At 62.5% G+C, this 25,988-nt stretch carries 22 protein-coding genes; 17 read left to right on the top strand and 5 right to left on the bottom strand.

What is annotated here, in order from left to right; all coding sequences use genetic code 11:
- Positions 1–8: 8 nt before the first annotated feature.
- A complete protein-coding gene (locus tag BGRAMDRAFT_RS19050; protein ID WP_006050443.1) occupies positions 9–791 on the bottom strand; it encodes a GntR family transcriptional regulator in 783 nt (260 codons plus the stop codon).
- A gap of 56 nt (positions 792–847) precedes the next feature.
- Here BGRAMDRAFT_RS19050 and BGRAMDRAFT_RS19045 point away from each other — a divergent pair, with 56 nt between their 5' ends.
- The 3 genes from BGRAMDRAFT_RS19045 (at position 848) to BGRAMDRAFT_RS19035 (ending at position 4,777) form a co-directional block, all read left to right on the top strand.
- Complete coding sequence (locus tag BGRAMDRAFT_RS19045) at positions 848–1,579, top strand: enoyl-CoA hydratase/isomerase family protein (RefSeq protein ID WP_006050442.1); 732 nt, start codon at positions 848–850, stop codon at positions 1,577–1,579.
- A 265-nt stretch (positions 1,580–1,844) separates the two neighbouring features.
- Positions 1,845–3,245, top strand: a complete 1,401-nt coding sequence (locus BGRAMDRAFT_RS19040) for an MFS transporter (RefSeq protein ID WP_006050441.1) — start codon at positions 1,845–1,847, stop codon at positions 3,243–3,245.
- Positions 3,246–3,265: 20 nt separating this feature from the next.
- Positions 3,266–4,777, top strand: a complete 1,512-nt coding sequence (locus BGRAMDRAFT_RS19035) for an aldehyde dehydrogenase (protein ID WP_006050440.1) — start codon at positions 3,266–3,268, stop codon at positions 4,775–4,777.
- 228 nt (positions 4,778–5,005) lie between these two features.
- Here BGRAMDRAFT_RS19035 and BGRAMDRAFT_RS19030 read toward each other — a convergent pair whose 3' ends face one another.
- Both BGRAMDRAFT_RS19030 and BGRAMDRAFT_RS19025 read right to left on the bottom strand, forming a co-directional pair.
- A complete protein-coding gene (locus BGRAMDRAFT_RS19030) occupies positions 5,006–5,839 on the bottom strand; it encodes a class I SAM-dependent methyltransferase (protein WP_006050439.1) in 834 nt (277 codons plus the stop codon).
- Between the two features lie 137 nt (positions 5,840–5,976).
- Positions 5,977–6,411 carry a GFA family protein gene (locus tag BGRAMDRAFT_RS19025; RefSeq protein ID WP_006050438.1) on the bottom strand — a complete coding sequence of 145 codons (435 nt, stop codon included), beginning with the start codon at positions 6,409–6,411 and terminating at the stop codon, positions 5,977–5,979.
- A gap of 146 nt (positions 6,412–6,557) precedes the next feature.
- Between BGRAMDRAFT_RS19025 and BGRAMDRAFT_RS19020 the strand changes: the two genes are divergently transcribed.
- The gene (locus BGRAMDRAFT_RS19020) at positions 6,558–7,640 is read left to right on the top strand and encodes an AraC family transcriptional regulator (RefSeq protein ID WP_044021396.1); all 1,083 of its coding nucleotides are present in this window, start codon (positions 6,558–6,560) and stop codon (positions 7,638–7,640) included.
- A gap of 54 nt (positions 7,641–7,694) precedes the next feature.
- Here the strand turns inward: BGRAMDRAFT_RS19020 and BGRAMDRAFT_RS19015 are convergent, their stop codons facing one another.
- Positions 7,695–8,720, bottom strand: a complete 1,026-nt coding sequence (locus BGRAMDRAFT_RS19015) for a porin (RefSeq protein WP_006050436.1) — start codon at positions 8,718–8,720, stop codon at positions 7,695–7,697.
- A 275-nt stretch (positions 8,721–8,995) separates the two neighbouring features.
- Between BGRAMDRAFT_RS19015 and BGRAMDRAFT_RS19010 the strand changes: the two genes are divergently transcribed.
- The 13 genes from BGRAMDRAFT_RS19010 to BGRAMDRAFT_RS18950 all read left to right on the top strand — a co-directional run bounded on the left by BGRAMDRAFT_RS19010 (position 8,996) and on the right by BGRAMDRAFT_RS18950 (position 24,232).
- Positions 8,996–9,970 (top strand): ABC transporter substrate-binding protein, encoded by a 975-nt coding sequence (locus BGRAMDRAFT_RS19010; protein ID WP_006050435.1) that lies wholly within the window; start codon positions 8,996–8,998, stop codon positions 9,968–9,970.
- A gap of 24 nt (positions 9,971–9,994) precedes the next feature.
- Complete coding sequence (locus BGRAMDRAFT_RS19005; RefSeq protein ID WP_006050434.1) at positions 9,995–11,020, top strand: amidohydrolase family protein; 1,026 nt, start codon at positions 9,995–9,997, stop codon at positions 11,018–11,020.
- Between the two features lie 96 nt (positions 11,021–11,116).
- Positions 11,117–11,968 (top strand): amidohydrolase family protein, encoded by an 852-nt coding sequence (locus BGRAMDRAFT_RS19000; protein ID WP_006050433.1) that lies wholly within the window; start codon positions 11,117–11,119, stop codon positions 11,966–11,968.
- Between the two features lie 34 nt (positions 11,969–12,002).
- Positions 12,003–13,283, top strand: a complete 1,281-nt coding sequence (locus BGRAMDRAFT_RS18995; RefSeq protein ID WP_006050432.1) for an MFS transporter — start codon at positions 12,003–12,005, stop codon at positions 13,281–13,283.
- Between the two features lie 59 nt (positions 13,284–13,342).
- Positions 13,343–14,329: a DODA-type extradiol aromatic ring-opening family dioxygenase gene (locus BGRAMDRAFT_RS18990; RefSeq protein ID WP_006050431.1), complete on the top strand. Its 987-nt coding sequence runs from the start codon at positions 13,343–13,345 to the stop codon at positions 14,327–14,329.
- Positions 14,330–14,390: 61 nt separating this feature from the next.
- A complete protein-coding gene (locus tag BGRAMDRAFT_RS18985; protein ID WP_006050430.1) occupies positions 14,391–15,248 on the top strand; it encodes an HpcH/HpaI aldolase family protein in 858 nt (285 codons plus the stop codon).
- A 33-nt stretch (positions 15,249–15,281) separates the two neighbouring features.
- Positions 15,282–16,190 carry a type 2 periplasmic-binding domain-containing protein gene (locus BGRAMDRAFT_RS18980; protein ID WP_006050429.1) on the top strand — a complete coding sequence of 303 codons (909 nt, stop codon included), beginning with the start codon at positions 15,282–15,284 and terminating at the stop codon, positions 16,188–16,190.
- 51 nt (positions 16,191–16,241) lie between these two features.
- Positions 16,242–18,200 carry a hypothetical protein gene (locus BGRAMDRAFT_RS18975; RefSeq protein WP_232292297.1) on the top strand — a complete coding sequence of 653 codons (1,959 nt, stop codon included), beginning with the start codon at positions 16,242–16,244 and terminating at the stop codon, positions 18,198–18,200.
- 2 nt (positions 18,201–18,202) lie between these two features.
- Positions 18,203–19,513, top strand: coding sequence for an MFS transporter (locus BGRAMDRAFT_RS18970; protein ID WP_044021375.1), 1,311 nt, complete (start codon positions 18,203–18,205; stop codon positions 19,511–19,513).
- Positions 19,514–19,644: 131 nt separating this feature from the next.
- Positions 19,645–20,670, top strand: a complete 1,026-nt coding sequence (locus BGRAMDRAFT_RS18965) for a porin (RefSeq protein WP_006050426.1) — start codon at positions 19,645–19,647, stop codon at positions 20,668–20,670.
- Positions 20,671–20,968: 298 nt separating this feature from the next.
- Positions 20,969–21,910 (top strand): helix-turn-helix domain-containing protein, encoded by a 942-nt coding sequence (locus BGRAMDRAFT_RS18960; RefSeq protein WP_006050424.1) that lies wholly within the window; start codon positions 20,969–20,971, stop codon positions 21,908–21,910.
- A 129-nt stretch (positions 21,911–22,039) separates the two neighbouring features.
- Positions 22,040–23,221, top strand: coding sequence for a lactonase family protein (locus tag BGRAMDRAFT_RS18955; protein ID WP_232292296.1), 1,182 nt, complete (start codon positions 22,040–22,042; stop codon positions 23,219–23,221).
- A gap of 57 nt (positions 23,222–23,278) precedes the next feature.
- Complete coding sequence (locus BGRAMDRAFT_RS18950; protein ID WP_006050422.1) at positions 23,279–24,232, top strand: LysR family transcriptional regulator; 954 nt, start codon at positions 23,279–23,281, stop codon at positions 24,230–24,232.
- Here BGRAMDRAFT_RS18950 and BGRAMDRAFT_RS18945 read toward each other — a convergent pair.
- A complete protein-coding gene (locus BGRAMDRAFT_RS18945; RefSeq protein ID WP_006050421.1) occupies positions 24,213–25,892 on the bottom strand; it encodes a thiamine pyrophosphate-binding protein in 1,680 nt (559 codons plus the stop codon). The two genes, BGRAMDRAFT_RS18950 and BGRAMDRAFT_RS18945, sit on opposite strands and share 20 nt — an antisense overlap.
- Positions 25,893–25,988: the final 96 nt, after the last annotated feature.

Here is a 25,988-nt window from a genome sequence, read left to right as displayed (position 1 = left end):
TTCCTCGATTATTCATTTGCGTCGTTTAACACGTCGAGCGCCGCACGGCACGCGCCGGCCAACTGTTCGCGCATCAGGTCCTGCACGTTCGGCGAGCGGTTCACAATGGCATCGCGAATCTTGACCGCCTGCCTGAACGACGCGAGCATGCGGCCGCCGCGCGCCATCGCAATGCGTCGCAGGCGCCGCACAGGTCCGATCAAAGCTGCGTGACTGTCCTGTAGCGTGCGGTTGTCGGCGATCGTCATCACGAGTGTGTAGAAGCGATCTAGCGCATCGACGTAACTCGCCGGATCGTCGGCATCGACGCTCGCTTGCATTGCTTCGATCACGTCGTCGAATTGCGCGGTGCCGAGCGCCGTGATGCGCTCCGACGCGAGTTGCACAGCAAGACATTCGAGCGCCGCGCGCACCGTGTAAATCTCCTCGACATCACGCAGCGTCACCGCGCGCACGTACGCGCCGACGCGCGGCAGGACCGTCACCAGTCCCTCGCGTTCCAGTTGCGCGAACGCCTCGCGCATCGGCGTGCGGCTTACGTTCAACTGCTTTGCAACCTGCACTTCCGAAAGGCGGCTGCCCGGCGCGAGCACGCCCTCGACGATCGCCTCGCGCAACGCGGGCACCACCACACCCTCGCTCAATGAGTCGCTCGATGCATGCACCGTGCGCAGGCGCGAGTGATATTTGATCGCGATCTTGTCTAGCGAATGCGCGCCTGCATGAGGCTCTTTCGCGCGCTTGCGCGCGGCGGCGCCGGCAGTCTTGACCACTGTTTTGCTGGAAGGCATTGACACCTCGTCATCATGTGAATACGCTGTATACAGATTATACAACAGGAGATGTCATGGATCGCAGTCCATTGCCGCAGCCGGTTTTGATCGAGCGAGCGGGCGACGTGCTGAGCTTTACGCTGAATCGCCCGGACGCGGGTAACGAGATTTCCGGCCCGATGTTCGACGCGATGACGGCGACGTTGCGCAGCGAAGCCGCCGAGCCGACCGCGCGCGTGCTGCGCATCCGTGCGAGCGGCGACGTTTTCTGCACGGGACGCGAGCGCGCCGCGCGCGATGCGGTGTCGATCCGTTCGGAAGTCGCGCGGCTGATCGAGCTGAAGCGGCTCGTGCGCGGCACGTCGATGATTGCGATCGCGGAAGTGCAGGGCGACGCGCACGGCTTCGGCTTCGGACTGGCGATTCTGTGCGACTTCACGCTGGTCTCGTCGCGCGCGACGCTCGCGTTTCCCGAGATGCGCAAGGGTTTGCCGCCTGCCGCGATCATGGCGTACGCGGGCCGCTACGCTTTGCCGAAGGCGCTGTTTCCGATGGTCCTGTTCGGCGACGCGTTGACGCCCGCGGCCGCGTTGCAGGCGGGGTTGATCACGAAGGTCTGCGAGCCAGCAATGCTGCGCAGCGACGCGGACGCGCTCACCGAGCGCATTCTCGCGCTCGACGATGCGGGCGTGCGCCAGTGCAAGGCATTCTTTTTGGCGGCGGAGGAATGCACGACCGAACAGAACTTCCGCAGCGCGACCGACATGCTGACCGTCGCGAGCCTGCGGCTGATGCAGGGGCGCTGAGCGCAGGTTCTTTCATCGAAGTTCATAGACGGCGAGCGCGAACTTTATCGCGGGACGGCTCGTGTTTGCGCAGAACGCCAGCGGCAAGCACCTTGCCTGGGACAGCGGTGCATGGGACGGGAGTAAGTGCTGAAGCACTAACTCCCGTCGACAGCTTTGCATGGGACCGGACTAAGCGCTAAAGCGCCAAGTCCGGTCGACAGCGGTGCATGGGACGGGAGTAAGTGCTGAAGCACTAACTCCCGTCGACAGGAGACAGACAGACATGAACGTTAACGCAGGCCCGCGGCTCGACCGTTTGCCGATGTCGGGATTTCATCGGCGCATCATGTGGCTGATCGGCATCGGCATGTTCTTCGACGGCTTCGACATCTACGTCGCGTCGACGGTGCTCGGCGCCACGCTGAAAACCGGGTTCTCGACAATCGGCCAGAACGCGATTTTCGTGTCGCTGACTTTTCTCGGCATGATGCTCGGTTCGCTCGGCACCGGCTTTCTCGGCGACCGCTTCGGCCGCCGCTTCACGTATCAGGCGAATCTCGCGGTGTTCGGACTCGCCTCGCTCGGCGCAGCGCTCGCACCGAACATGAGCGTGCTGATTGCGTGCCGCTTCGTGATGGGCTTGGGCCTCGGCGCGGAAAACGTCGTCGGCTATTCGACATTGACCGAATTCGTGCCGCCGCAAAAGCGCGGCAAGCTGCAAGGACTGATGGCTGTGTTCGTCGTGTCCGGGTTGCCGGTCGCGGGGCTCATCGGCCTCGCGCTGATTCCGGCGTTCGGCTGGCGCGCGATGTTTGTTCTGGGCGGCTTCGGCGCGCTGGGCGTCTGGTATGCGCGCAAGTCGCTGCCCGAGTCGCCGCGCTGGCTCGACTCGGTCGGCCGTCACGCGGAGGCGGACGCGATCCTGCGACGCATCGAAGACGAAGTCGCGCACACGCACGGCGGCCAACCGCTGCCGCCGCCTGCCGTTGCGAAAACGCCGAGCCAGGCTGCGGCTGCGCTGTCGTTCGGCTCGCTGTTCAGCGGCGCGATGCTGCAACGGATGATCGTCGGCTGCGTGACGCTCGTCGTCATCAATACGCTGCTGTACGGCTTCGTTACCTGGCTGCCGACGTTCTTCGTGCATCAGGGTTTCAGCATCGCGAAGTCATTCGGCTTCGCGCTCGTCATGTCGCTCGGCGCGCCAATCGGCTCTGCAATCGGCGCATTGACGGCGGACTCGTGGGGCCGCAAGCCGACCATCATCGGCGCGTCGCTCGCGGCGATCGTGTTCGGCGCGATCTATCCGTTCGTCTCGAATCCGCTGCTGCTGCCCCTCGTCGGCCTGTTGCTGACCATTCCGATCTACGTGCTGGTCGCGCTGCTGTTCGCCATCTACATACCCGAACTCTTTCCGACCGAAGTCCGGCTGCGCGCATCGGGCATCTGCAACACGCTGGGCCGCGGCGCGACGATCGTGACGCCGTTTATCGTCATCGCGCTGTACGCGCGGCACGGCATTGTCGGCGTACTCGCACTGATGATCGGCCTGCTCGCGATTCAGATCGTCGTCGTCGCGTGGCTCGGCGTCGAGCCGACCGGCCAGCGTCTCGAAGACCTGCAACCCGCCGACTCACAGACACCCGATGCGCTGCGCACCGATGCGCATGCATCGCCTCTGAAGTGAACCACCTGGAATCGATCTCTATGGACACAGTGAACCAGACCCATCTCGATGCACAGCTTTTCATCGACGGCGCATGGACGGACGCCGACACCGGCCGCACGCTCGATATCGTCAATCCCGCGACCGGTGAAGTGATTGGCGCGCTCGCGGCCGCGTCGGAACAGGATGTGGACCGCGCGGTGCACGCGGGCCATCGCGCGTTCGAAAGCGGCGCGTGGCGCGACATGCCGATCCAGCAACGCGCGCGCGTGCTGAATCGTTTCGCCGATCTGTTCGAAGCGGACCTCGAACAGTTTTATCGGCTCGAAACGTTGAACAACGGCCGGCCGATCTCGGAGACACGCGCGCAGATTTCGCGTCTGCCGCAGTTCTACCGCTATTTCGCGGCGCTCGCGCTGACGCGCCGCAGCGACGTGATTCCGGTGGAAGGGCCGTACCTGTGCTATACGCAGCGCGTGCCGCTCGGCGTCGTCGCGTTGATGACGTCGTTCAATCATCCGCTGATGATTCTGTCGAAGAGTCTTGCGCCCGCGCTCGCGACCGGCAATAGCGTCGTCATCAAGGCGTCCGAGCAGACGCCGCTGACCACCGTGCGCCTCGTGCGTCTACTGGATGAAGCAGGCGTGCCGAAGGGCGTCGTGAACGTCGTGAACGGCGAAGGGCGCGAAGCGGGCGCGGCGCTTGCGCGGCATCCGCTGATCCGCAAGGTCGTTTTCACGGGCGGCACTGAAGTCGGCCGCTCGATTGGCGAAGCCGCGGCGCGCAGCTTCGCGTTGACGACGCTCGAACTCGGCGGCAAGGGCGCCGTGATCCTGTTCGACGATTTCGACATGGAGCGCGCGGTGAACGGCGCGGCGTTCGCGGCCTTCATCGGCGCGGGACAAACCTGCGTGTGCGGCGCGCGGATTCTGGTGCACAAGTCGATCCATGCGGAGTTTCTCGAACGCTTCCGCGCGAAAGCGGCGGCCATTCGCGTGGGCGATCCCGCCGATGTGAAGACGCAACTCGGGCCGGTGATTTCCGAGCGCTCGCGTCAGCGCATTCTGGCGATGCTGGAGCGTGCGAAGGCAGCGGGCGCGAAGGTGCTGACCGGCGGCGGCGTGCCGTCCAGCCTGAAGCAGGGCTTTTTTATCGAGCCGACTGTGCTGTATGACGTCGATCCGCGTTCGGAGATCGGTCAGGACGAGGTGTTCGGGCCGGTCACCGTCGTGATGCCGTTCGACGACGAGGCGGACGCGATCCGCATCGCCAACGACACCCAGTTCGGTCTCGCCGCTTCCGTGTGGACCCAGGACGTCGCGCGGGCGCATCGCGTGGCGAGCAAGCTCGAATTCGGCATGGTGTGGGTCAACGATCACCACCGGCTCGATCCGGCGTCGCCGTGGGGCGGTTTCAAGAACAGCGGCGTGGGGCGCGAGACGGGTGTCGAATCGTTCGATCAGTTCAGCGAGCCGCGCGCGGTGACGATCAATACGAGCGGCAAAACCATCGACTGGTATGCGGACGATGGCGAACCTAAGCGTCTTAACTGATTCTTCTGGAGTGACGCAAGGGGACTGACTTCGCTCACGGCTGTCGGGTTGGTCGGAGTGAGCTGCGTTTGGACATGCGTGGCATGAGGAAATGGATTGGCTTTGCCGCGCACGAAGGCGCGGCAAAGCAGCAACTTGCAATGGTGCGGCGCTAAGCGGAAAGATCCAACAGCGACCAGAGGCGCGACGCGAATCCGTGCAGGACGGCGGCGCTGCGTCCAACGCCGTTCATGATCGTTCAATCACCACTTCGAGGTATTCGCTCGGCAGCACGAGCGTCGCGTCGCCGGACCGGTTGCGGCTTTTTATCAATGTCATCAGATCGCCGAGAAGCGCCGCTTGCCGTTCGCCCTCGAGTGCGCCAAATGCCTTGTTCACCGGCCCATAAAACGTGCGGAAAACTTCCACGAAATGTTCGGGCGAGCGGTAACGGAACGTGAAGTGGCGGCTGTTTGCGACGATCTTCCGGGTTTTTCCTTCGAACAGTGTTTCCAGCCGCGCCTTCGTTCCCCACAGCGCCGGTGACGCCACGCCCGCAGGTGGCGGAATGTGCATGGCAATTGTCTTGAACACCTGGCCGATGAAGCTATCCGGCGTCCAGTTCGCGAGGCCGATGCGGCCGCCCGGCTTGCACACACGAGCCAGTTCAGCCGCTGCCTTCGCCTGGTCCGGAGTGAACATCACACCGAACGTCGACATCACGATATCAAACGAGGCGTCCGCGTAGGGCAGCGCTTCCGCGTCCGCTTCCTGAAACTCGACGGATAGACCTTCTGCTTGTGCGCGGGCGCGGCCGGCGTCCAGCAGTGAGGCGACGTAATCCGTGGAGGTGACATCGCACCAGCGGCGCGCGGCAGCCAACGTTGCATTGCCGTTGCCTGCTGCAACGTCGAGCACGCGCGAGCCGGCGCGCAGGTCAAGCGCTTCGCATAGAGCTTCTCCGACGATCTGCAGCGTCGTGCCGACGACAGCATAATTGCCGGTCGACCACGCGGCCTGTTGACGGATCTTGACGGCAGCGAAATCTGCGACGGGTAAAAAAGAAGAATCGACTGCGGACATAAACGACTCCTGAGAACCGGGGCAGCGATGAGTCAATACTCAGAGTTGCTGCCATTCAGATGACGCCGCGAACTTGCACTGTGAAAAAGCCCGCGCGACGATCGGGCGAATCAAACCAGAACCGCGAGATGCAATGGCTATTCGGCAACGCTGATGCCCGAGCCGCCCATTTCCCCCGGCAGATCTTTCTGCTTGGGCAGACCGTCTTTCATTCGAAGGCGCGACTCCGGGTAATGAACGTGCACACCGGGTTCATAGGGGAAGTCGGCGATGACTGCGGCGTAGACGTCGATCAGTTCGAGCCCGGGATGTTCGGTAAACAGATGGCCGCCGCATGACTTGCACCACTTGCGGTAGCTATGGGCTGTCTTGTTGTAAGTGCCAATATCATCGGCGCCGCGAGTAACGTGCAGCGCCTCGGGCTTCCACAGCGTGAACGCATTGACGGGCGCTCCCGACCAGCTTCGGCACGACTCACAATGGCAATAGCCCATACCCGCAGGCTCCCCGCTTACCGTGAATTGCACGGTGCCGCAAAAGCATTGACCGCGATAAGTCTCTGCGTTACTCATGTCGTTCTCCTGATGGTGGAAGGCGGCGCTCTACCGTTCGTTGTTGCGGATTCGCGTGAGTGCTAGTATCGGGACGCAAGCCATATCGGTGAATGACCGGTCGTCCAGATATTTTGCGCAGGACGCCGAAACTGATGGACGACGTCATGGATGCTCTTTCCGACGTACTTCGCCTCGTGCATCTGAGCGGAGCGGTGTATCTAAGCGCCGACTTCACTGCACCGTGGTGTGTTTTCGGCGAGGCGACGCGGGAGTTGTGCGTATCGTTTTTGCCGCGCGCAGAGCGCATCGTCTCCTATCACCTCATCACGGAAGGAAGCTGTCGCGCACGGCTCGTCGACGACCCGTCGTCCGCTATCTGCGTCGATGCCGGAGAACTTCTCGTCGTGCCGCAGGGCGAAGCGCATCTAATGGGCAGTTCGGTCGAACTCGAACCGGCGCCCTCTCACCAGATGCTGTCGCAGTATCTGGAAACCGCGCCGGGCGACGTCATCAGGTTGAGCTACGGCGGGGGCGGCGCGAAAACGCGGCTCATTTGCGGCTTCCTCGCCTGCGACGATACGCTGACCAATCCGGTGCTATCGGCATTGCCTCGTATGTTCAAGATCGACATGCGCAACGACGCGAGATCCGCGTGGCTGGAGTCGTCGTTGAAACTCGCGGCTCTCGAAGCAGCCGAATTGCGCGTAGGCAGTGCGATCGTACTCGGACGTTTGTCCGAACTGCTTTTCGTGGAGGCGGTACGGCGTTGTGTCGATTCGCTGCCTGCGGACCGCAAAGGATGGCTGGCCGGCGTCAGCGATCGTTTCGTGGGACGATCGCTCGCGTTAATGCACGCGCAACCGGCGCATGGTTGGACAGTCGATGAACTTGCCCGCAAAGCGGGCCTCTCCCGTTCGGCGCTGGCACAGCGCTTTACTCAATTGCTCGGCCAGCCACCGATGCAATATCTGGCGCGCTGGCGTCTGCAAATTGCGGCACAGGCGTTACGTGACGGAGCGCAGTCACTTACGGCTATTGCGGAGAGGGTGGGCTATGAGTCGGAGGCGGCGTTCAATCGCGCATTCAAGCGGGAATTCGGCTTGCCGCCCGCCAGTTGGCGACGCAGCCACTTGACGACGGACGGCCACGACTCGTTGTCCGACGCGCCCAACGCGCGTTTTCTCTCAGGCGAATGTTCGACCGAGGTCGGCTGCAAGACGGGTGTCAGTGGAATCTCGCCGCTATAAGCCGGTTACTGGCCACGCGGTTCATCATGCAGATCGGCAAGCTGTTCGCCGCCGTCAGAACTTATGCGTCATTCCGACGATAGCACCGCGCGCATAAGCGCCGGGCTCAACCGCGATGCCCGAATACTGCGTGCCGTCGAGCGTGTATTGCGCCTGATGGCGGTTCTGGATCAGCCCCGCAGCGGTGTACAGGATCGTCGACTTCGACAGATAGTATTCGTAGATCAGACCGACCTGCTGCGCGTTGTTGCCCTGGCCCGTGCGGTCGTGCGCATAACCGTACATCACTGAAAAGCGGTTGAACGGATTGAATAGATAGGTACCCGAAGCTTCGTAGATGTCGCGCTTCTCGCTGTGATCGCTCTGACGCTCCGTTTGATACGCCAGATAGAAGCGCGCGGCGCCGAGCCGATAAGACGCGGCCGCGCGGAAGATTTTTTGCACGGACGTTCCCGTCGCATTCGCCGACGACTCATAGCCGGCCCCCACATGAATCGGCCCGTGCACATAGCGCGCGACCACGTTATAGAAACGCAGCCCGTTGGACGGGCTCGTTGTCTGATCGCGCAGCGAGACCATGCCCTGGACCGTCAGCCCGCGGAAGTCCGGCAGAAAGTACGCGATTGCGTTGCTCGCGCGCACGGACGCGTCGGTAAAGTTGTTGATCGGCGATGCGAAGCTTTTGACCGCGGTCGGGTCTACTTCGCCGTTCAGGAACAGATATTCGGGTTTCTTCTGGCGCCCAAAGCGCAATTCGCCGAAACGCCCCGATACGCCGATCCACGCAAGCCGGTTGAACGACGCGGTCGGGTCGGTCGCCGCACCGGTCACGCCTGAAAAGCCCTGCTCGAGCTGGAAGTTGACGTGCACGCCGCCGCCAATGTCTTCGTGACCCATCAGCCCATACACGGTCGCGAAGAGTCCGCTCGATACCGCGCGTACCGCGCCTCCCGCACCGCCGTTCTGATATTCGATGCCGTTATCGACAACGCCATAAAGCGTCACCGACGACTGCGCATAAGCGCCGTTAAATGCACATGCCGATGCAACGGCCAATAGCGAATAGGCCAGCTTCTTCATTCTGTCTCCGGGACTGTTTCTTTTGGTGTGCCGCGAAAAGCGAGAACGCAGAATAGGGGATCGCCGCGCGTACGTCCCTGCACAAAATCCAGATTCACCGGCACTTTTCAAATGCCGATCGACGCTCACGCGCTGACAAAAAAAGTGCCATTGAAAGTGACTTTTGTGTAGGGACGCGAGCCTCTTCCTCAAATATGCTGGGTCCGTCGAAACGATGCGCCCGGCGCCGGTGTGTTCCGCCGGTGCCGGCGGCGAATACTCCCAAGGAGAGGAAGTTGACAAGGAAAGTCCCGCTCAAGATTGCAATTGCTGAGCACCCGCACACCTCGGCCATCCGTGACGGTTCCATTCCCATTGAAGGCGTGGACGCGGAATTCATCACGGTCAAGCCGCAGATCGGCGCGTTTCGCCGGATGGTCCGCGATGTCGAGTTCGATGTCTGCGAACTTGCGCCGACCACTTACATCATCGCCCGCGCTTATGGCGCGCCTTTTGTCGCGCTTCCGGTGTTCGTCGTGCGGCGCTTTCACCACGGCGGGCTGCTCGTGCGCCCGGACGCAGGCATCAAGACGCCTAAGGACCTCGAAGGCAAGAAGGTCGGCGTGCGCGCCTATTCGGTGACGACCGGCGTGTGGACGCGCCAGGTGCTGATCGACGAATTCGGGCTCGATTCGTCGAAAGTGACCTGGGTTGTCGACGACGAAGAGCACGTAACGCAACTGAAGTTGCCGCCGAACGTGATTCACGCGCCGGCCAACAGTTCGCTATCCGAAATGATGGAGAAGGGCGAACTGGCGGCGGGCTTTGCGGCTGCCGCGGGCATCGGCCGCACCGGCGCGCCGACGGGCGGCTGGCAGGAAGTCGAGGCCGACTATCCCGACCTGCTGCCGAACGCGGCCGAGCTCGAAACGGAGTACTACGCGCGCACCGGCGTCTATCCGATGCACGGCACGATCGTCGTCAAGGATTCGGTGCTGGCCGAGCACCCGTGGATCGCGCGCTCGCTATTCGATGCCTTCGCGCAGGCGAAGCAGGAATGGCTCGCGCGGCTCGATGCCGGCGAAGCCACGAGCGCGAGCGACAGGAAATACATCGAGTTGCGCAAGATCGTCGGACATGACCCGCTGCCTTACGGTCTCGCCGAAAACCTCAAGACGATTCAGGCGCTCGAAGCGACGGCGTTCAGGCAGGGCCTCACGCCGCGGCGCATGTCCATCGACGAGCTGTTCGTCGATCCGCTCGCACGCTGAGCGCACGCAAGTTAGAGAGAAAACATGATTATCGATTGCCACGGTCACTTCACGACCGTACCCGCATCATTTCGCAACTGGCGCGCAAAGCAGGTCGAATTCGCGAACGATCCCGCTAACGCGCCGTCGCGCGCCGACGCCTATGTCACCGACGACCAGATTCGCGAGGCCATCGGCAACGGGCAACTGAAACTGCAGCGCGAGCGCGGCAGCGACCTCACGCTGTTCTCGCCGATTGCCGGTCTGATGAGCCACCACCTGGGCAACGAGCGGACGAGCCTCGAATGGGCCGAAGTGTCGAACGAACTCGTGTATCGCGTGACGGAACTGTATCCCGACAATTTCGCGCCGGCGTGCCAGTTGCCGCAGTCGCCGGGCGCGGCGCCGGCCAACTCGGTTCCCGAGTTGCGCCGCTGCGTCGAGCAACTGGGCTTTGTTGGCTGCAATCTGAATCCCGATCCGAGCGGCGGCTACTGGACCGGCAAACCGATGAGCGACCGCGAATGGTATCCGCTCTATGAAGCGCTGGTCGATCTCGACGTGCCCGCGATGATCCACGTCGCCGCATCGTGCAATCCGTGTTTTCACGGCACGGGCGCGCATTACCTGAACGCGGATACGTCTGTCTTCATGCAACTGCTTCAGTCGGATCTGTTCAAGGACTTCCCGACGCTGCGCCTCGTGATTCCGCACGGCGGCGGCGCGGTGCCCTACCACTGGGGACGTTATCGCGGCATGTCGCTGGAAATGCGCGAGCGTCCGCTGGAAGGGCTGCTCGAGAACATCTTCTTCGATTCGTGCGTGTATCACCAGCCGGGCGTCGAATTGCTGACCAAGGTCGTGCCGGCCGACAACGTGCTGTTCGGCTCCGAAATGATTGGCGCGGTGCGCGGCAAGGACCCGTCCACCGGCCAGTACTTCGACGACACGAAGCGCTATATCGACGCCTGCCCGGCGCTCTCGGACGAAGACCGCTACAAGATCTTCGAAGGCAATGCGCGGCGCGTCTATCCGCGTCTCGACGCGCGCCTGAAGGCTCGCGGCAAGTGATGCCGGCGCGAGCCGCTGCAACTCAACACATCGCGCACCTGAGCATGCACATAAGCATGCACATAGACAGGCACACAGAAAAGCACAGAGACACTCATGACATTTTCAATCGTTGATATTCACCCGCACATCATTTCCGACGACGAAAGCCGCTACCCGCCGGCGCCGTTGTTCGGCAAGCGCTCGGACTGGTCGAAAGAGCGGCCCACGACGGTCGAGACGCTGATCGCGGCAATGGACGAAGCCGGCGTCGCGAGAGCCGCTGTGGTCCATTCGTCGACGACGTATGGCTTCGACAACAGCTACGTGGTGGACGGCTGCGCGAAATACGCGGAGCGTCTCGTGGCCGTCGGTTCCGTGGACGTATTGCAGGCCGATGCGCCGCAAGTCATTCGCGGCTGGGCAGAGCGCGGCCTCGCGGGCCTGCGCCTCTTCACGGGCGGCAGCACGAAGGACTTCGATCCAAGCGAACTCGACGACCCGCGCTCGTTTCCCGCGTGGGAACTGTGCGGCGAACTCGGGCTGCCGATGTGCATCCAGACCGGGCCGATCGGTTTGCCGCAAGTCACGGCGCTCGCGCGGCGCTTTCCGAACGTGCGGATCGTGCTCGACCATCTGGCGCGTCCCGAAGTCGCCGACGGTGCGCCGTATGCAAAAGCGCAGAGCTTCTTCGATCTGGCGGAGCTGCCGAACATCTACCTGAAGCTCACGCCGCGCATTTTCGGCGATGTGAAAAAGGACCAGGCGAGCGCCGAAACTTTTTTCCCGCGTGTCGTCGACGCATTCGGCGCGCAGCGGCTCGCGTGGGGTTCGAACTATCCGACCTCGCCGGGCACGCTCGCCGACATTCTCGCGACCGCGCAAGCCGGCCTCGCCTGCCTGAGCGAAGCGGATCGCGCGTGGATCTTCGGCGACACCGCACGGCGGCTGTATCCCGCCTTGGCCTGAGCAAGCCTCACACAAACCAACGAGAAAACAGAAGATGGAGACAAGCAGATCTGAACGACAGGCAGGCGTGAGCCGGTGGGCCGTGCTCGCACTCCTTGCGCTCGGCGTGTTGATTTCGTTCGTCGACCGCACCAGCATTTCGTCGACGCTCGCCGACGCGAACTTCATCCGGCACTTCGCGCTCACCAATGTGGATCGCGGCTGGATCAACGCGGCGTTCTTCTGGTCGTACGGCGCGTTCCAGATTCCGATGGGCTGGGTCGCCGACCGCTACGGCGTGAAGTGGCCGTATGCGATCAGCTTCGCGTTGTGGTGCGTCGCCACCGCGATGATGGGCGCGGTCACGGCGCTCGCGAGCCTCGTCGTGATGCGTCTTGTCATCGGGATGGCCGAGGCGATTGTGATTCCGGCGAGCTACCGCTGGATTCGCAACAACTTCGACGAGAGCCAGAACGGTCTCGCGGTCGGGCTGCTGGCGATGGGCAACAAGTTCGGCCCGGCATTGGGCGCGCCGGTCGGCGCATGGTTCATCGTCCACTATTCGTGGCAGGTGATGTTCGTCGCCACGGGCCTCGTCGGGCTTATCTGGCTCGCGCCCTGGCTGCTGCTCGCGCGCAACGATCTGCCGGACAAGGCGCAACTCGCGGCGGCGAACCGGCGCGCGCGCATGGTGAGTCTCGGCAGCATCGTGTCGAGCCCGGTGGTGTGGGGCGGTTTGATCACCAACTTCTGCTACGGCTATTTCACGTTTTACTGCATGACGTGGATGCCCGCGTATCTGGTCGAGCAGCGTCACCTGTCGCTGTCCAAGTCGGGGCTTTTCACTTTCTTCAGCTTTGCCGGCATCGCGATCGTCGCGGCGCTCGCGGGATGGGCGGCGGACCGGATCATCGCAAGAGGGCACAACGCGATTCTCGTGCGCAAGGTGTTCACCATCACCGGCTTTGTCGGCGGATGCACGGTGCTGCTCGGCGCGTATGCGCAGACGCTCGACATGGCGCTCTTCTGGAATGTGCTGTCGCTCTCGCTGCTTGGCCTCGTGACGGCGAACAACCTGGTGCTGTCGCGGCTCTCCCTGATTCCGAAGCAGGCGATCGGACTCGTCACGGGCGTACAGCAGGTCGCGACGAGTCTCGCGGGCGGCGTGACGGCGAGCCTGTCCGGATGGCTGCTGCATGTGAGCGGAAGCTATGACCTGCCGATGATGGTGATCCTCGTCTTCCTCGCGATTGGAGCGCTCGCCACGGCGATTCTTTATCGCCCCGAATGGGCGCCGAAGGTCACGGAAATGCAGCCTGCGCTGCGCGAGGCGTAGCACGCACGCCGGCGCCGTCGAGACCAATGTTGAAACACTAATTCACTGAGAAACCTTACATGGCGAAGATTGTATTCGGGATGGCAGTGCCGCATAGCGGCATGCTGGGTCAGGCACCGGAGGACTGGCTAAAGAACGGTGAGCGCGACCGTAGCAATCCGGAGCTGTGGTATCGCAATCGGACCTGGACTTATGCGGAGCTGGAAGCGCATCGCGAAGCGGCGTTCGAGAAGTTCCTGACGCTCGAGGAGCGCACCGCGCGCGCCGCGCGCTGCCGCGCCGCGCTCGACGTCATGGCCGCCGCGTATCGCGACGCGAACATCGACGTCGCGATCATTCTCGGCAAGGATCAAAAAGAGATCTTTACGCACTGCTCGCCGTCCATCGCCATCTACAGCGGCGAGCAAGTGCATAACGGCCCGCCGCAGCGCTCCGTTTATGCACCGGACCACCACGTCACGCACCAGTGTCATCCAAAGCTGGCCAGTTATCTGATCGGGCACTTCCAGCGCGAGGGTTTCGATCTCACCGATCTGTTCGCGTGGCCCGACAACGTGTGGATGAAGCCGTTGCCGGCGTATCCGGTCGTGCCGCATGCGTACAGCTTCGTCTATCACCAGATCATGGGCGACGAACCGCCGCCGCATGTGCCGATCATCATGAACTGCTTTTATCCGCCGACGCAGCCGTCCATGTCGCGCTGCATCGAGTTCGGAGCGGTACTGCGCGACGCGATCGACGCGTGGCCGGAGGATGTGCGAGTCGGCATCTTCGCATCCGGCGGTCTCTCCCATTTCGTCAACGACGAGGAATTCGACCGCCGCATCATGAAGATGCTCGCCGACTACGACTACGAAGGTCTCGCCGCGGTGGACAACCGTTCGTATCAGTCGGGCACTTCCGAAATCAAGCTTTACGTGAGCGTGATGAAGGCCGTGCAGGAAACGCGCGCCAGCATGACGCTCGTCGACTATGTGCCGTGCTGGCGTACGCCGGCCGGCACCGGCGAAGGCATGGGCTTCATGTACTGGAAGGCCGACGAATGAGCCGCGCCCAACTCAAGTTCATGCATCCACGCCTGCCCCTCTTCATCCTGAGATAAAGACCATGAGCGACACGCGACTTAACAGCATCATCCGCGCATTCGAATCCGGCAAGCCCGCTTTTGCCGCGTTCTCGAAGCTCGACAAGCAGACCGCCATCGAGATGAGCGATGCGCCGTACGACGGCATCGTCTTCGAAATGGAGCACAACCCATACGACGTGACCGCGCTCGGCGACGCGTTGCAGTACATGCTCAGCCGCAAGCAGATCGCCGAGTCGGGCTCGGTAGCGCCGCGTGTGACGCCGATCGCGCGCATTCCCGCCAACGGCGCCGAAATGAATCAGGCGTTCGCGAAGCAGGTGCTCGACCGCGGCGCTTACGGCGTGATCTGGCCGCATGTGGCGACAGTCGAGCAGGCATACAACGCAGTCGCGTCGTGCCGGTATGCGCGGCCTAAAAGCGCGCCCTTGTATGAGCCGAAGGGCGTGCGCGGCGACGGCCCGGCCAACGCGGCGCGTTACTGGGGTTTGAGCATGGCCGATTACTACCGCAAGGCCGACGTGTGGCCGCTCGCGCCGCAAGGAGAAATTCTCGTCGGACTGATGTGCGAGAGCACCGAGGCGATCGAAAACCTCGACGACATTCTGTCGAACGTGCCGGGCATCGGGTTCATTCTGATCGGCGAGGGCGACCTGAGCCAGGAGCTCGGTTATCCCCGCGACTATGAGCACCCGGTGGTGGTCGACGCGATGCGCAAGATCGTCGAAACGTGCCGCAAGCACAACGTGGTGGTCGGCAATCCGCACGTGAACGCGAAGAACCACAAACGCCTGCTCGAAGAGGGATATCGCTTTCTGATGTCGGCGCCGCTGCGCAGCTACGGCGTGGTCGGCATGGCGCGCGAGATGGCGGGGTATTGAACCGGATTCATTCAAGCACAGGAAAGAAGCGCAATGACAACGACGTTTACCGAGCGGTCCGCGGGCGTGCCCACCTTACGCACGAATCTGGCCACTTATCCGGTCACGAAAGCGATGAAGGAAGGCCGCGTCGCCTCGGACCTCGTCAAGCTCGACTACTGCGGACCCACGCCGGCGCACAACGGCTTCAAGGCGATGGTGCGCGAGAACGCGTTCGACGCCGGCGAACTCGCGATCGTCACCTTCCTGCAGGCCAAGGCTTACGGCAAGCCCTATGTGTTGTTGCCGACGCCGATTTCGGGGCGCTTCCAGCATCACTGCGCGGGCTACAACATCGAGTTCGGCCAGCTCGATCCGAAGGACATAGAAGGCAGGAAAGTCGGCGTTCGCACTTATACGCAGACGACCGCGCTATGGATTCGCGGCATTTTGCGCCACGAATATGGCGTCGATCTCGACAAGGTCACGTGGATGACGCTCGGCGACGGCCATCTCGCCGAGTACCGCGATCCGAATAACTGCGAACGTTTGCCCGCCGGTTCGTCGATCTCGCAGATGATGCTCGACGGCGAACTCGCCGCCGCGCTGCTCGGCGAGGACATGCCCAAAGACGAACGCGTACGCACGCTCGTGCCCAACGCGCAGGCCGCGGCTAAAGACTGGTTCGCGCGCGAAGGCGTGGTGCCTATCAACCACATGTTCGTCGTGCACGAGGACATTTCGAAGAAGCGTCCGGACATTGTGCGGGAACTGTACCGGATGATCGTCGAGAGCCGCACGCAGACCGAAGGCGGTGTGCCCGCCGTGTTTCCGCCTATTGGACTCGAGGAGAACCGCAAGGGCATTCAGTTGGCAATCGACTGGGCGCTCGATCAGAAGATCATTCCGCATCGGCTTTCGGTGGATGAACTGTTCGACGACGTGACCGGCAGCCTCGGCTGAATCGTGCCCGGAAAGCAGGAGCGAACGGAGGTATCGAGGAAATAAAACCGCTTGATCATAAAACTCATGGAGGCATTCGCTGTGTATCTCACTTCGTCCTTAAAGAAGCTTCTCGCGTGCATCGCCATCGGGGCTGTCTCGGTTTCCGCTTCGGTTTCGGTTGCCGTTGCGGGCACCGCGGGCACGGCGCCGAAAGGAACCTTGTTCCTGAACCGCGTCGGCCCCGTCAGTTCAGAGTTGTACATATCGAATGCCGACGGTACTGGCGAACGCAAGCTGATTCCGAGTACTGGCTTCGACTATCACGCGTCCTTTTCGAAAGACGGCCAGTGGCTTGTGTTCACGTCCGAGCGCGACGGCGCTGGTCAATCGAACCTGTATCGCGTGAAAGTGGACGGCACCGGTCTCGAGCGGCTAACCGATCACATTGCGGTCGACGATGCGGCCGTCTTCTCGCCGACGGACCCGAACGTGATCGCGTTCGTCTCGTCGCGCCGCGGCAACGACGGCTTCGGCACGACCAACGTGTGGACGCTGAACCTATCGACGGGCGCATTGAACAACGTGACGGGCTCGCTCGGTTTCGATCCGACGCGCCCGCATGGTTACTTCAGGCCGTCATGGTCGCCGGACGGCAAATGGCTTGCGTTGTCTTCGGATACCGGCTCCGACTGGCGCGGCCACAATCTGCCGACCGGCTGGGAGCGTACGCAGGAAAGCAGTATCTATATCGTCCGGCCAGACGGTTCCGGCTGGAAGAAAATTGCCGGCGTTTCCGGCTATGACGAAGGTTCGCCGTCGTGGTCGCCGGATGGCAAGCGCGTGGTGTTCTATGAAACGCCGGTGGAATCGACATGGGGCGCGCACCGTCCCGAGTCGATCAACTCGGTGAGCTCGCAACTGGTGTCTGTGGATATAACGAGCCTTTCACGAACGACGCTCACCTCCACGGCGGGCTTCAAGGTCTTTCCGCAATATCTGAATGCGGCCACCGTCGCGTATCACGTCAAGGGCGGCTCGACCGAAGGGCTTTATACAACGGCAGGTACTTTCCACTCGACAGCCAATACGGGTATCCGTTCGCCGCGTTATTCGCCCGACGGCACGAAGCTGGTCTACGAAAAAGTCGCGTTTAGTCCCGCACGCGCCAATGGCACGCCGCTCTTCAGTTTCGACCCCGCATGGAAGTACATCTATCTGGACGTATTCCCACAATTGTCGAGGGATCGCGCGAAGCTCGTGTATACGGAGAAGGCAATTAATTCGTCGATTGCCGTTGCGAATCCCAATCTGTCCGGTTACACGCGCATTTACGATCCGGCGACGAGCGGCCTCGACCCCGCTGCCATCGCTCAGGGTCTCGCCGGCGCATTTCAACCGGCCTGGTCGCCCGATCGGCAGTGGGTCGCTTTCGGCGTGGGCAACTGGTTTTTCACGCGCAGTACCGGCCCCGCGCAGATCATGCGTATCAGGGCCGACGGCAGCATGAACGGCCAGGCTGAAGCATTGACAGACGGCTCCATCAATTCGGGCTTCCCGAGCTACTCGCCGGACGGCAAGAAACTCGTGTACCGCGTATGGAGCGACGCGGTTCAGGGGCTGCGCATTCTCGACCTGGCCACGCGCAGCACGACTGTGTTGACGAGCGGCGCCGACAATCTGCCGGGCTGGTCGCCGGATGGCAGCAGGATCGTGTTCACGCGCAAGCAGATCGACGCCACGAATCCAAACCGGTTCAACTACGACGTGTTCACGATCCGACCGGACGGCACGGGCCTCACACGGCTCACGACCGACGGCTCGAATCAGGGGCACGCCGTATGGACGTGGGACGGCCGCATCGCATATAGCTCGGGAACGTACGGCTTTCGCGACGAACTCGCGCTCTACGACAACAGCTTCCAGCCCGACGGCCAGAACTGGGTGATGAATGCGGACGGCAGCAATCAGCGGCCGATTACCGATACGCTGTGGGAAGAAGCGATGCCGCTATACATTCCGACGCTGTGAGCATGGAGACGAATCAGTTGACGCACAGACGCGCGGGCGCTGAAAACCCTTGGGGCATCCTCGTGCTTCTCGCGCTAGGTCTGCTGATTTCTTTTGTCGATCGCACGAGCCTTTCCGCTGCGCTCGCGGACAAAAGCTTTGTCCGGCATTTTGCGCTGACGAGCATCGAGCGCGGCTGGCTCAATTCCGCCGTCTTCTGGTCTTATGGCCTGTTTCAGATGCCGATGGGCTGGCTCGTCGATCGCTATGGCGTGAAGTGGCCGTATTCCGTGTGCTTCCTGCTGTGGTGTCTGGCAGCCGCGGCCACCGGCATGGTGACGACATTGTCGGCGCTGATCGTGATGCGTCTGCTTATCGGCGTTGCGGAAGCGGTGGTGGTGCCGGCCACCTATCGCTATCTCGCGAACAACTTCGCGGAAACGCAGAAAGGCACTGCATTAGGCATCTTTTCGATTGGCGGCAAGATGGGGCCCGCACTCGGTGCGCCGATCGCGGCGTGGATGATCGTCGGGTATTCGTGGCAACTGATGTTCATTGCAACAGGACTCGTCGGACTCGTCTGGTTGCTGCTCTGGCTGCTGATGGTGCGAAACGATTACCCGTCGCGCGATGAACTCGCGGCGGCCATGCATCGGGCCGCTTCGGTGCCGCTCCGTAATCTGCTGGCGAGCCCTGTCGTATGGGGCGGGCTCGTCAACAATTTCTGCTACAGCTACTTCGCGTTCTACTGCATGACATGGATGCCTGCCTATCTGGTGGAACAGCGCGGGCTTTCGCTGGAGAAGTCGGGCGTTTATACGTTTTTTAGCTTTGCGGGGATCGCGGTCGTGGCGGCGCTCGCGGGGTTCGCCGCAGACAGAATAATCGCGCGCGGACACGACGCCGTGTTCGTGCGCAAATGCTTTATCGTGGCGGGTTTTATCGGCGGCACGACGGTTCTGCTCGGCGCCTATGCGCGCACCGCGGACATGGCGCTCTTCTGGAACGTAGCGTCGCTGTCGCTGCTGGGGCTCGTCACGGCGAACAATCTCGCGCTGTGCAAACTGACGTTGATTCCAACTCAGGCCGTCGGCTTGAACACCGGGCTACAGCAGGTCGCGACCAGCCTGGCGGGAGGCGTATCGGCGAGTCTTTCGGGCTGGCTTCTGCACGTTGGCGGAAGCTACGAACTGCCGATGATGGCGATTTTTATCTTCCTGTTAATGGGAGCGGCGAGCACCGTCATTCTGCTTCGCCGCGAATGGGCGCCAAAAATCAACGAGGTCGACGAGGCGCTTTCGCTCGAGCCAGTACTACCCAAAAAATGCCAGTGAAACTGACTTTTGTGTAGGGACGCGCCACCGCTCATTCAATACGCTTGATAGCGCACAGCGACCGTAGCGGCCGTAGCGACCCTGGCGGCCGGGATCAGGCTCGCACAAACAAACTATAAACAGGAGACGAAATGAAAAAGACCATCATGGGTTTATCCGTGATTGCATCGGCATGCGCTTTCAATTCTGCATACGCGCAGTCGTCGGTCACGCTGTACGGGGTTATCGACAACGGCATCGAATACCGGAATTCCGCTGCGGGAACGGTTCTTCGCGCGGTGTCCGGTGGACTGTTCGCAAGCCGGTATGGCTTGAAGGGCAGTGAAGACATAGGTGGTGGTCTGCACGTCAATTTCCAGTTGGAGCAGGGCTTCTCCGGCGTGACAGGCGCGGCTTCAAATTCGGCCGCCGCTTTTAACCGGCAGGCGTGGGTCGGTCTATCCGGCGCATTCGGCGAGACGCGCTTTGGCCTGCAAAACACGCCTCAGTACATCTTTATCAACCCCGAGCTCGACCCTGTGGCGGTCATGAGCATTGGCTCGCCAATGAATAACTTCAACAGCCTGACCGTGCGCGTGAACAACGCGATTTCTTATTTCACGCCGACGGTGTACGGCCTGAGCGCGCAGTTCATGGTGGCAATGCGCGATTCCACCACGAAGCCGACCAACGGATTCCAGTTCTATAACGCGGCGCTTCGCTACGAGAACGGACCTTTTCGCATCGCCGCAGGCTACGAGCAGGCGGCAAACGCCGCGGGAACGTCCACACTCAAACTGTTCAACGCGGGGGCGTCTGTCGCTGTAGGGGCCGCGCGGTTCTATCTGGCGTACCACACCGAACACCAGACCGATAACAGTATCAAACGCGATGTGTATGAGGCATCCGGTTCTTATGCATTCAGTCCGGCCGCGCAGTTTTCAGTCATGTATGGCTATGCGCATGACCGGACCGGGCAGGGCAATAATGCGCAGCAGGTCGGTCTGACGTACGCCTATTCACTGTCGAAACGCACGACGCTGTACGGCTCCGCGGGCTTCATCCAGAACCGCAATCAGGCGCGCTTCACGCTCAACGGCACCGGTTATACGGGCCTTGCCGTCGCACCGGGCGCCGACACGCGCGGCGCGATTATCGGCATGGTGCATCGATTCTGATCGCCGCCGCGCTGCGCGTTCGGGTAAATAGCAGGGCGCGTGCTGTTCGAAGATATGCAAAAATCTACGGCGCTCTCGTGGGTTTTTTCCGCTGTTAGCGCTGCTGCAAACTCGCGCATGCGCACCGCAATTCGTGCCGCGTCCATCTTCTCACGCACTTCGCGGTTCCACTCGCCATACGCCACGAGCAGCATGCGGTTATCCGCATCGCGTTGCCCGATGGCTCGCGAAACCGGAATGCTGATAGTGGGCGCGTGAATCAATAGGCGCGTGAATCCGTAGCGGCCAAGGAGACTTTATGACAAACAGTGCGTCGGCAAAGTATCAAACGCGGTCCGGTTCCAAGGCGAAGCTGACAACTGTTCCGAAGGTTCGTCTGTACGTTGAGCGCCCTGAAGAACGGGACTGGTTCGTGCATGTTGGACATGTCACCGAACGAGGCCGCTGGCGAACCGAGCCTCACGCACATCCGGCCTACGGGCAAGTGATATTCGTGCGCAATGGGCGCGGCGTGATGAATCTGGAAGGCAGCAGCGTGCCGTTCGAAGGGCCGTGCGCATTGCTGTTGCCGACCGAGTGCGTGCATGGTCTCGACTATGAAGTCGATGCCGACCGCTGGGTCGTCACGATCGAGGTCGCCTATCTGGCGCAGGTGAACGCCAGGCTTCACGAATTCATCGCACTGTGGGCTGCGCCGCGCGTGATTCCGCTTGCCCATTCCGCAGAAGCGGGAATGGAGTTCTGCAGCTTGATCCACAGCCTGAAGGAAGAAGTGGAATCGGATGCGACCGGCCATGTGGTCGGCACCGAAGCGCTGCTCACCATGCTTTTGCTCAAGCTGGTTCGCGAGGCGCGCCTCGATGCGGCGCACGAAAGCTCGACTCGCAACGACATTCGGCTCGTCGAACGTTTTCGCAAGCTGATCGATGAACACTTCCGCGAGAATCTGCCGCTGCAGGACTATGCATCGATGATGGCGGTGTCTCTCGTGCAACTGCGTGCAGCGTGCGCGTCGGCGACTGAGCAAAGCCCCACCAAGATGATCCACGCCCGCATCATTACGGAGGCGAAGCGCAATCTGATTTTCGGCGACATGTCGGTGGAGCAGATTGCTTTTGGCCTCGGTTTCGCCGATGCCGCGTATTTCACGCGCTTCTTTCGCAGGGAAGTCGGTCAGGCGCCCAGCCAGTTTCGTGCGGCCGCGCGGCAGCAGCCTCATCGCAAGGCTTCGTCGCAGTAAGCGCCTGGACAACGCAGCGCGTGCAGCGAAAAATGCCGGCGAATCGTGCTTTTATGCAGGGACGCACCGCGGTGAATCGAATAGTCTGGAAACATCTCTAGTTCATTCAGGTCTCCAGATTTGTCGCCCATGACCCAGCCTTTAACAAGAATCACGCGTACGCGATACGTTAAAACCGGCGCGCTCGCTGTACTGATGTCGCTCGCGGCGGCATTGAGTGCGTGCAGCAGTGCGGGTACATCGTCGCAAGACGCGCGCACGGAACTCGTCTACATCGGCACGCAGGACCGCCAGATTCACGCCATGCGCTTCGATACGTCCACGGGCCGCCTCACGACGATCGGCAAGGTCGCCGAGGGGCCGCGCTCCACATGGGTCGCCGCGCATCCGGCTTTGCCGGTGCTCTACGCGGTCGACGACGACAACACGAAAGAAGGGCGCGTGATCGCCTACGCGGTGAATCGCTCGAACGGCGCGCTCGCCAGGATCAACGAGGTTGCGACGAGAGGCAGCGGCACCACGAACCTGTACCTGGACATCCCGTCGATGACGTTGCTCGCTGCGAACTACGGCGGCGGTTCGGTATCGAGCATCGCGGTCAATGACGATGGAAGCCTGGGCGCGGTCGTCAGCACGGTTAAGGAGACCGGTTCGGGCCCGAACCGCAGGCAGGCAAGCGCGCATGCGCATAGCGCGGCAGTCGATCCCTCGGGGCGGTATGCACTTGTTCCCGACCTCGGCGCCGATCGCGTGTTCGTTTACGGCTTTGACCGCGCGGCGCACGCGCTCGTGGCCGACGACGCCACTCCTCCGCGATCGTTCGCTGCGCCGCCGGGCAGCGGGCCGCGTCATATCGCATTCGGCGCGAACGGTCAGTTTGTCTATGTGATCAGCGAATTGCCCGCGCAGGTGCTGGTGTTTCGTTGGGACGCACCGCAAGGGCGCTTGACGTTGCGGCAGTCGTTGCCGGTCAGCGGCGAAAACTTCAAGGGCACGCCGAGCGGAGCGGAAATCGCGGTCAGCGGCGACGGACGCTTCGTGTACGCCGAAAATCGCGCGGAGAATCTGCTCGCGGTCTATCGCGTCGATGCGGCCTCCGGCGAACTGTCGCTGGTTCAGCGCATTTCGTCGGGCGGTGAGAAGCCGTGGGCATTCGCGATCGATTCGTCCGGAAAGTGGATGCTGGTCGCGAATCAGCGCAGCGGCACAGTGAACGTGCTCGCTATCGACAATGCTTCTGGCATGCTGTCGCAGACCGGGCAATCGGCGAGCGTGCCGTCTCCTGTGAGCATAGCGTTTGTAACGCGGTGAACGGTACGACGCACTCGCGCAGTACGGCTAACTATTCCGGCTAACTACTCCGCGTCCATGAACTCAGACGATCTCGCACTGTTCGCGCGCGTCGCGAAAACCGGCAGCATCTCGCGCACCGCGATGGAGCTGGGCGCGAATCAGTCGACCGTCAGCCGGCGTATCGGCATGCTCGAAGCGGAGCTCGGCGTGCGGCTCTTTCGCCGTAGCGGCCGCGGAGTCGGGCTCACCGCGCGTGGTGAACAACTCCTCGGTTACGCGCTCGCGATGGAAAAGACGCTCGACGAAGCTCGCGTCGCGATGCAGGACAGCGCCGCGCGCGGGCCGGCCACGCTCGCCGTTGCCGCGCAGCCCACCATCGCGCGCATGATGTTCGGCAGTCTCGGCCATCGTCTGAAGGCGCGCTATCCGGCCACGCGAGTGCGTTTCGTCGAAGGACTCGCGACTCATCTTCTCGGCTTGCTGAACGACGGCGAGATCGATCTCGCGATCATGTACGTGCCCGAGCATCCGGGCACAAGCCAGTTCGATGCGCTGCTGTCGGAGCAGGTGTGCCTCGTGACGCCCGCCGCATCGCCGGTGCCCGACGGGCCGTTTGCGGTCAGCGGGCTCGCCGGCGTTCCGTTGATTCTGCCGAGCACGCATCACGGACTGCGCGTGCTCGTGGAATCGCTTGCGGCGCGGCACGGCTTTGCGCCTATGATCGCCCTCGAATGCGATGGCTCGATATCCATCACGAAGCGCCTCGTGATCGAACGATGCGGCGCGACTGCGCTGCCCGCAGCCGCCGTCGTCGACGAAGTGGCATCGGGCACGGTGAAATGTTTTCCGTTGACGGACCCCGTCGTGCAGCGGGAAGTCGCCATCGCGTGGCCGCAAAACCGCGTGATGCCGGAAGGCGTATGGAACGTCGCGCAGATGATCCGCGATCTTGCCGCGGATCTCGTCAGCGACGGCACGTGGCCGAATACGACGTTGCACGCGGCCACGCTCATGCACTCAGACGGCTAACCGGCGTGATCTGCCGCGGATCGGTGCGCAGTTCGATCAGCGCCGCGACGCCGGCCTGTTGCGCGCGCTCGAACGCAGCGGGGAAATCCTCGGTACGTTCGACGCGCTCCGCGTGTGCGCCGAACGCTTTGGCTAGCGCGACGAAATCCGGATTCGCGAGCTGGGTCGCCGAGACGCGGCCCGGATACTCGCGTTCCTGGTGCATGCGAATCGTGCCGAGCATCCCGTTGTTGACGACGATGACGATAAGCGGCGCGCCGAACTGTACGGCGGTGGCGAGCTCCTGCGGGTACATCATGAAACAGCCGTCGCCGGCGAAGCAGACCACGCTGCGTTGCGGATCGCGCAGCTTGGCGGCAATGGCGGCGGGAAAGCCGTAGCCCATTGCGCCGTTCGTGGGAGCGAGCTCGGTCGCGGGCATCCTGTAGCGGTAGTAGCGGTGCACCCAGACCGTGTAGTTGCCCGCGCCGTTCGAAATGACGGCGTCGTCGGGCAGCACTTCGTTCAGGTGGCCGACCACATGCGCGAGATCCACACCCGCAATTTCCGGCGATGGCGCGGGCGGCGTCGAATGAGCCACGTAGTCGGCGCGCGCGTCCTTCGTCCATTGCGCCCACGCATGCGAGCTGACCGGCGCGACGCTATCCAGCGCGAGCGCGAACTCGCGCAGGCCGGCGTTGATCGGCAAGCGCGCCTGGTAGACGCGGCCGAGTTCCTCCGGATCGGGATGCACATGAATCATCATCTGCGCGGGCGTCGGGCTTTCGAACAACGTATAGCCCGACGACGTCGTCTCCGCGAGCCGCGAGCCGACCACGATCAACAGGTCGGCGGTGCGCGCGCGTTCGGCGAGCTTCGGCGATACGCCGAGGCCGAGCTGGCCGACATAGTGCGGATCGCGATTATCGAAGAGGTCCTGGCGGCGGAACGAGGCGGCGACGGGTAGATCGTTCGATACGACGAAGCGTCCGAACGCGGCGGTTGCGTCGGCATCCCAACCGGTGCCGCCGACGATCGCGAGCGGCCGCGACGCGCGTTCGAGTAGCGCGCGCAGTTCACTCAGCGCGTGCGCCGTGGGCGCCGCCTCGACGACACGTGCCGCGGGGGCATCGGCTACGGTTGCCGATCCGAACAGCACGTCTTCGGGCAGCGCGATCACCACTGGACCGCGGCGCCCCGACATCGCGATGCTGAATGCCTTCGCGAGAATCTCGGGAATGCGTTCGGTGCTGTCGATTTCCGTGACCCACTTGGCAATCCCGCCGAACATCTGGCGGTAGTCGACTTCCTGGAATGCGCCGCGGCCCATGAAGTCCCGTTCCACCTGGCCGATGAACAGGATCATCGGCGTGGAGTCTTCACTGGCCGTGTGCACGCCGTTGCTCGCGTGCGTGGCGCCGGGGCCGCGCGTGACGAAGCAGATGCCGGGGCGGCCGGTGATCTTGCCGTATGCATCGGCCATGTTCGACGCTGCGCCTTCATGGCGCGTCGTGATCACGCGGATGCCATGCGCGTCGTGCAGCGCGTCGAGCACCGGCAGATAGCTTTCGCCGGGAACGCAATAGACGGTATCGACGCCGTTGCGCGCGAGCGCATCGACGAGAATGCGTCCGCCATTGCGCGGTTGTGCAACGGCATTTGCATTTGCATTGTCAGACATGGATTGGGGTTCCTCGTTGCCGGTTCGCGGGACAAACGCGGCTTCAATGTGAGCGTTGCGTCACGGCATTATGCGGTTGCCGTTTGCGCTGCACAT

It is taken from the genome of Paraburkholderia graminis C4D1M (assembly GCF_000172415.1).
Taxonomy (GTDB): Bacteria; Pseudomonadota; Gammaproteobacteria; order Burkholderiales; family Burkholderiaceae; genus Paraburkholderia; species Paraburkholderia graminis.
This window is presented reverse-complemented; position numbering and strand designations above follow the sequence as displayed.

What these genes read in the sequence shown, in the direction of transcription:
- BGRAMDRAFT_RS18960 (WP_006050424.1), top strand. Translation starts at nt 20,969, where the DNA reads ATGACAAACAGTGCGTCGGCAAAGTATCAAACGCGGTCCGGTTCCAAG.
- BGRAMDRAFT_RS19025 (WP_006050438.1), bottom strand. Translation starts at nt 6,411, where the DNA reads ATGAGTAACGCAGAGACTTATCGCGGTCAATGCTTTTGCGGCACCGTG.
- BGRAMDRAFT_RS19035 (WP_006050440.1), top strand. Translation starts at nt 3,266, where the DNA reads ATGGACACAGTGAACCAGACCCATCTCGATGCACAGCTTTTCATCGAC.
- BGRAMDRAFT_RS19005 (WP_006050434.1), top strand. Translation starts at nt 9,995, where the DNA reads ATGATTATCGATTGCCACGGTCACTTCACGACCGTACCCGCATCATTT.
- BGRAMDRAFT_RS18950 (WP_006050422.1), top strand. Translation starts at nt 23,279, where the DNA reads ATGAACTCAGACGATCTCGCACTGTTCGCGCGCGTCGCGAAAACCGGC.
- BGRAMDRAFT_RS19050 (WP_006050443.1), bottom strand. Translation starts at nt 791, where the DNA reads ATGCCTTCCAGCAAAACAGTGGTCAAGACTGCCGGCGCCGCCGCGCGC.
- BGRAMDRAFT_RS19040 (WP_006050441.1), top strand. Translation starts at nt 1,845, where the DNA reads ATGAACGTTAACGCAGGCCCGCGGCTCGACCGTTTGCCGATGTCGGGA.
- BGRAMDRAFT_RS19000 (WP_006050433.1), top strand. Translation starts at nt 11,117, where the DNA reads ATGACATTTTCAATCGTTGATATTCACCCGCACATCATTTCCGACGAC.
- BGRAMDRAFT_RS18980 (WP_006050429.1), top strand. Translation starts at nt 15,282, where the DNA reads ATGACAACGACGTTTACCGAGCGGTCCGCGGGCGTGCCCACCTTACGC.
- BGRAMDRAFT_RS18995 (WP_006050432.1), top strand. Translation starts at nt 12,003, where the DNA reads ATGGAGACAAGCAGATCTGAACGACAGGCAGGCGTGAGCCGGTGGGCC.
- BGRAMDRAFT_RS18955 (WP_232292296.1), top strand. Translation starts at nt 22,040, where the DNA reads ATGACCCAGCCTTTAACAAGAATCACGCGTACGCGATACGTTAAAACC.
- BGRAMDRAFT_RS19030 (WP_006050439.1), bottom strand. Translation starts at nt 5,839, where the DNA reads ATGTCCGCAGTCGATTCTTCTTTTTTACCCGTCGCAGATTTCGCTGCC.
- BGRAMDRAFT_RS18945 (WP_006050421.1), bottom strand. Translation starts at nt 25,892, where the DNA reads ATGTCTGACAATGCAAATGCAAATGCCGTTGCACAACCGCGCAATGGC.
- BGRAMDRAFT_RS19015 (WP_006050436.1), bottom strand. Translation starts at nt 8,720, where the DNA reads ATGAAGAAGCTGGCCTATTCGCTATTGGCCGTTGCATCGGCATGTGCA.
- BGRAMDRAFT_RS19020 (WP_044021396.1), top strand. Translation starts at nt 6,558, where the DNA reads ATGGATGCTCTTTCCGACGTACTTCGCCTCGTGCATCTGAGCGGAGCG.
- BGRAMDRAFT_RS18990 (WP_006050431.1), top strand. Translation starts at nt 13,343, where the DNA reads ATGGCGAAGATTGTATTCGGGATGGCAGTGCCGCATAGCGGCATGCTG.
- BGRAMDRAFT_RS19045 (WP_006050442.1), top strand. Translation starts at nt 848, where the DNA reads ATGGATCGCAGTCCATTGCCGCAGCCGGTTTTGATCGAGCGAGCGGGC.
- BGRAMDRAFT_RS18985 (WP_006050430.1), top strand. Translation starts at nt 14,391, where the DNA reads ATGAGCGACACGCGACTTAACAGCATCATCCGCGCATTCGAATCCGGC.
- BGRAMDRAFT_RS18965 (WP_006050426.1), top strand. Translation starts at nt 19,645, where the DNA reads ATGAAAAAGACCATCATGGGTTTATCCGTGATTGCATCGGCATGCGCT.
- BGRAMDRAFT_RS18970 (WP_044021375.1), top strand. Translation starts at nt 18,203, where the DNA reads ATGGAGACGAATCAGTTGACGCACAGACGCGCGGGCGCTGAAAACCCT.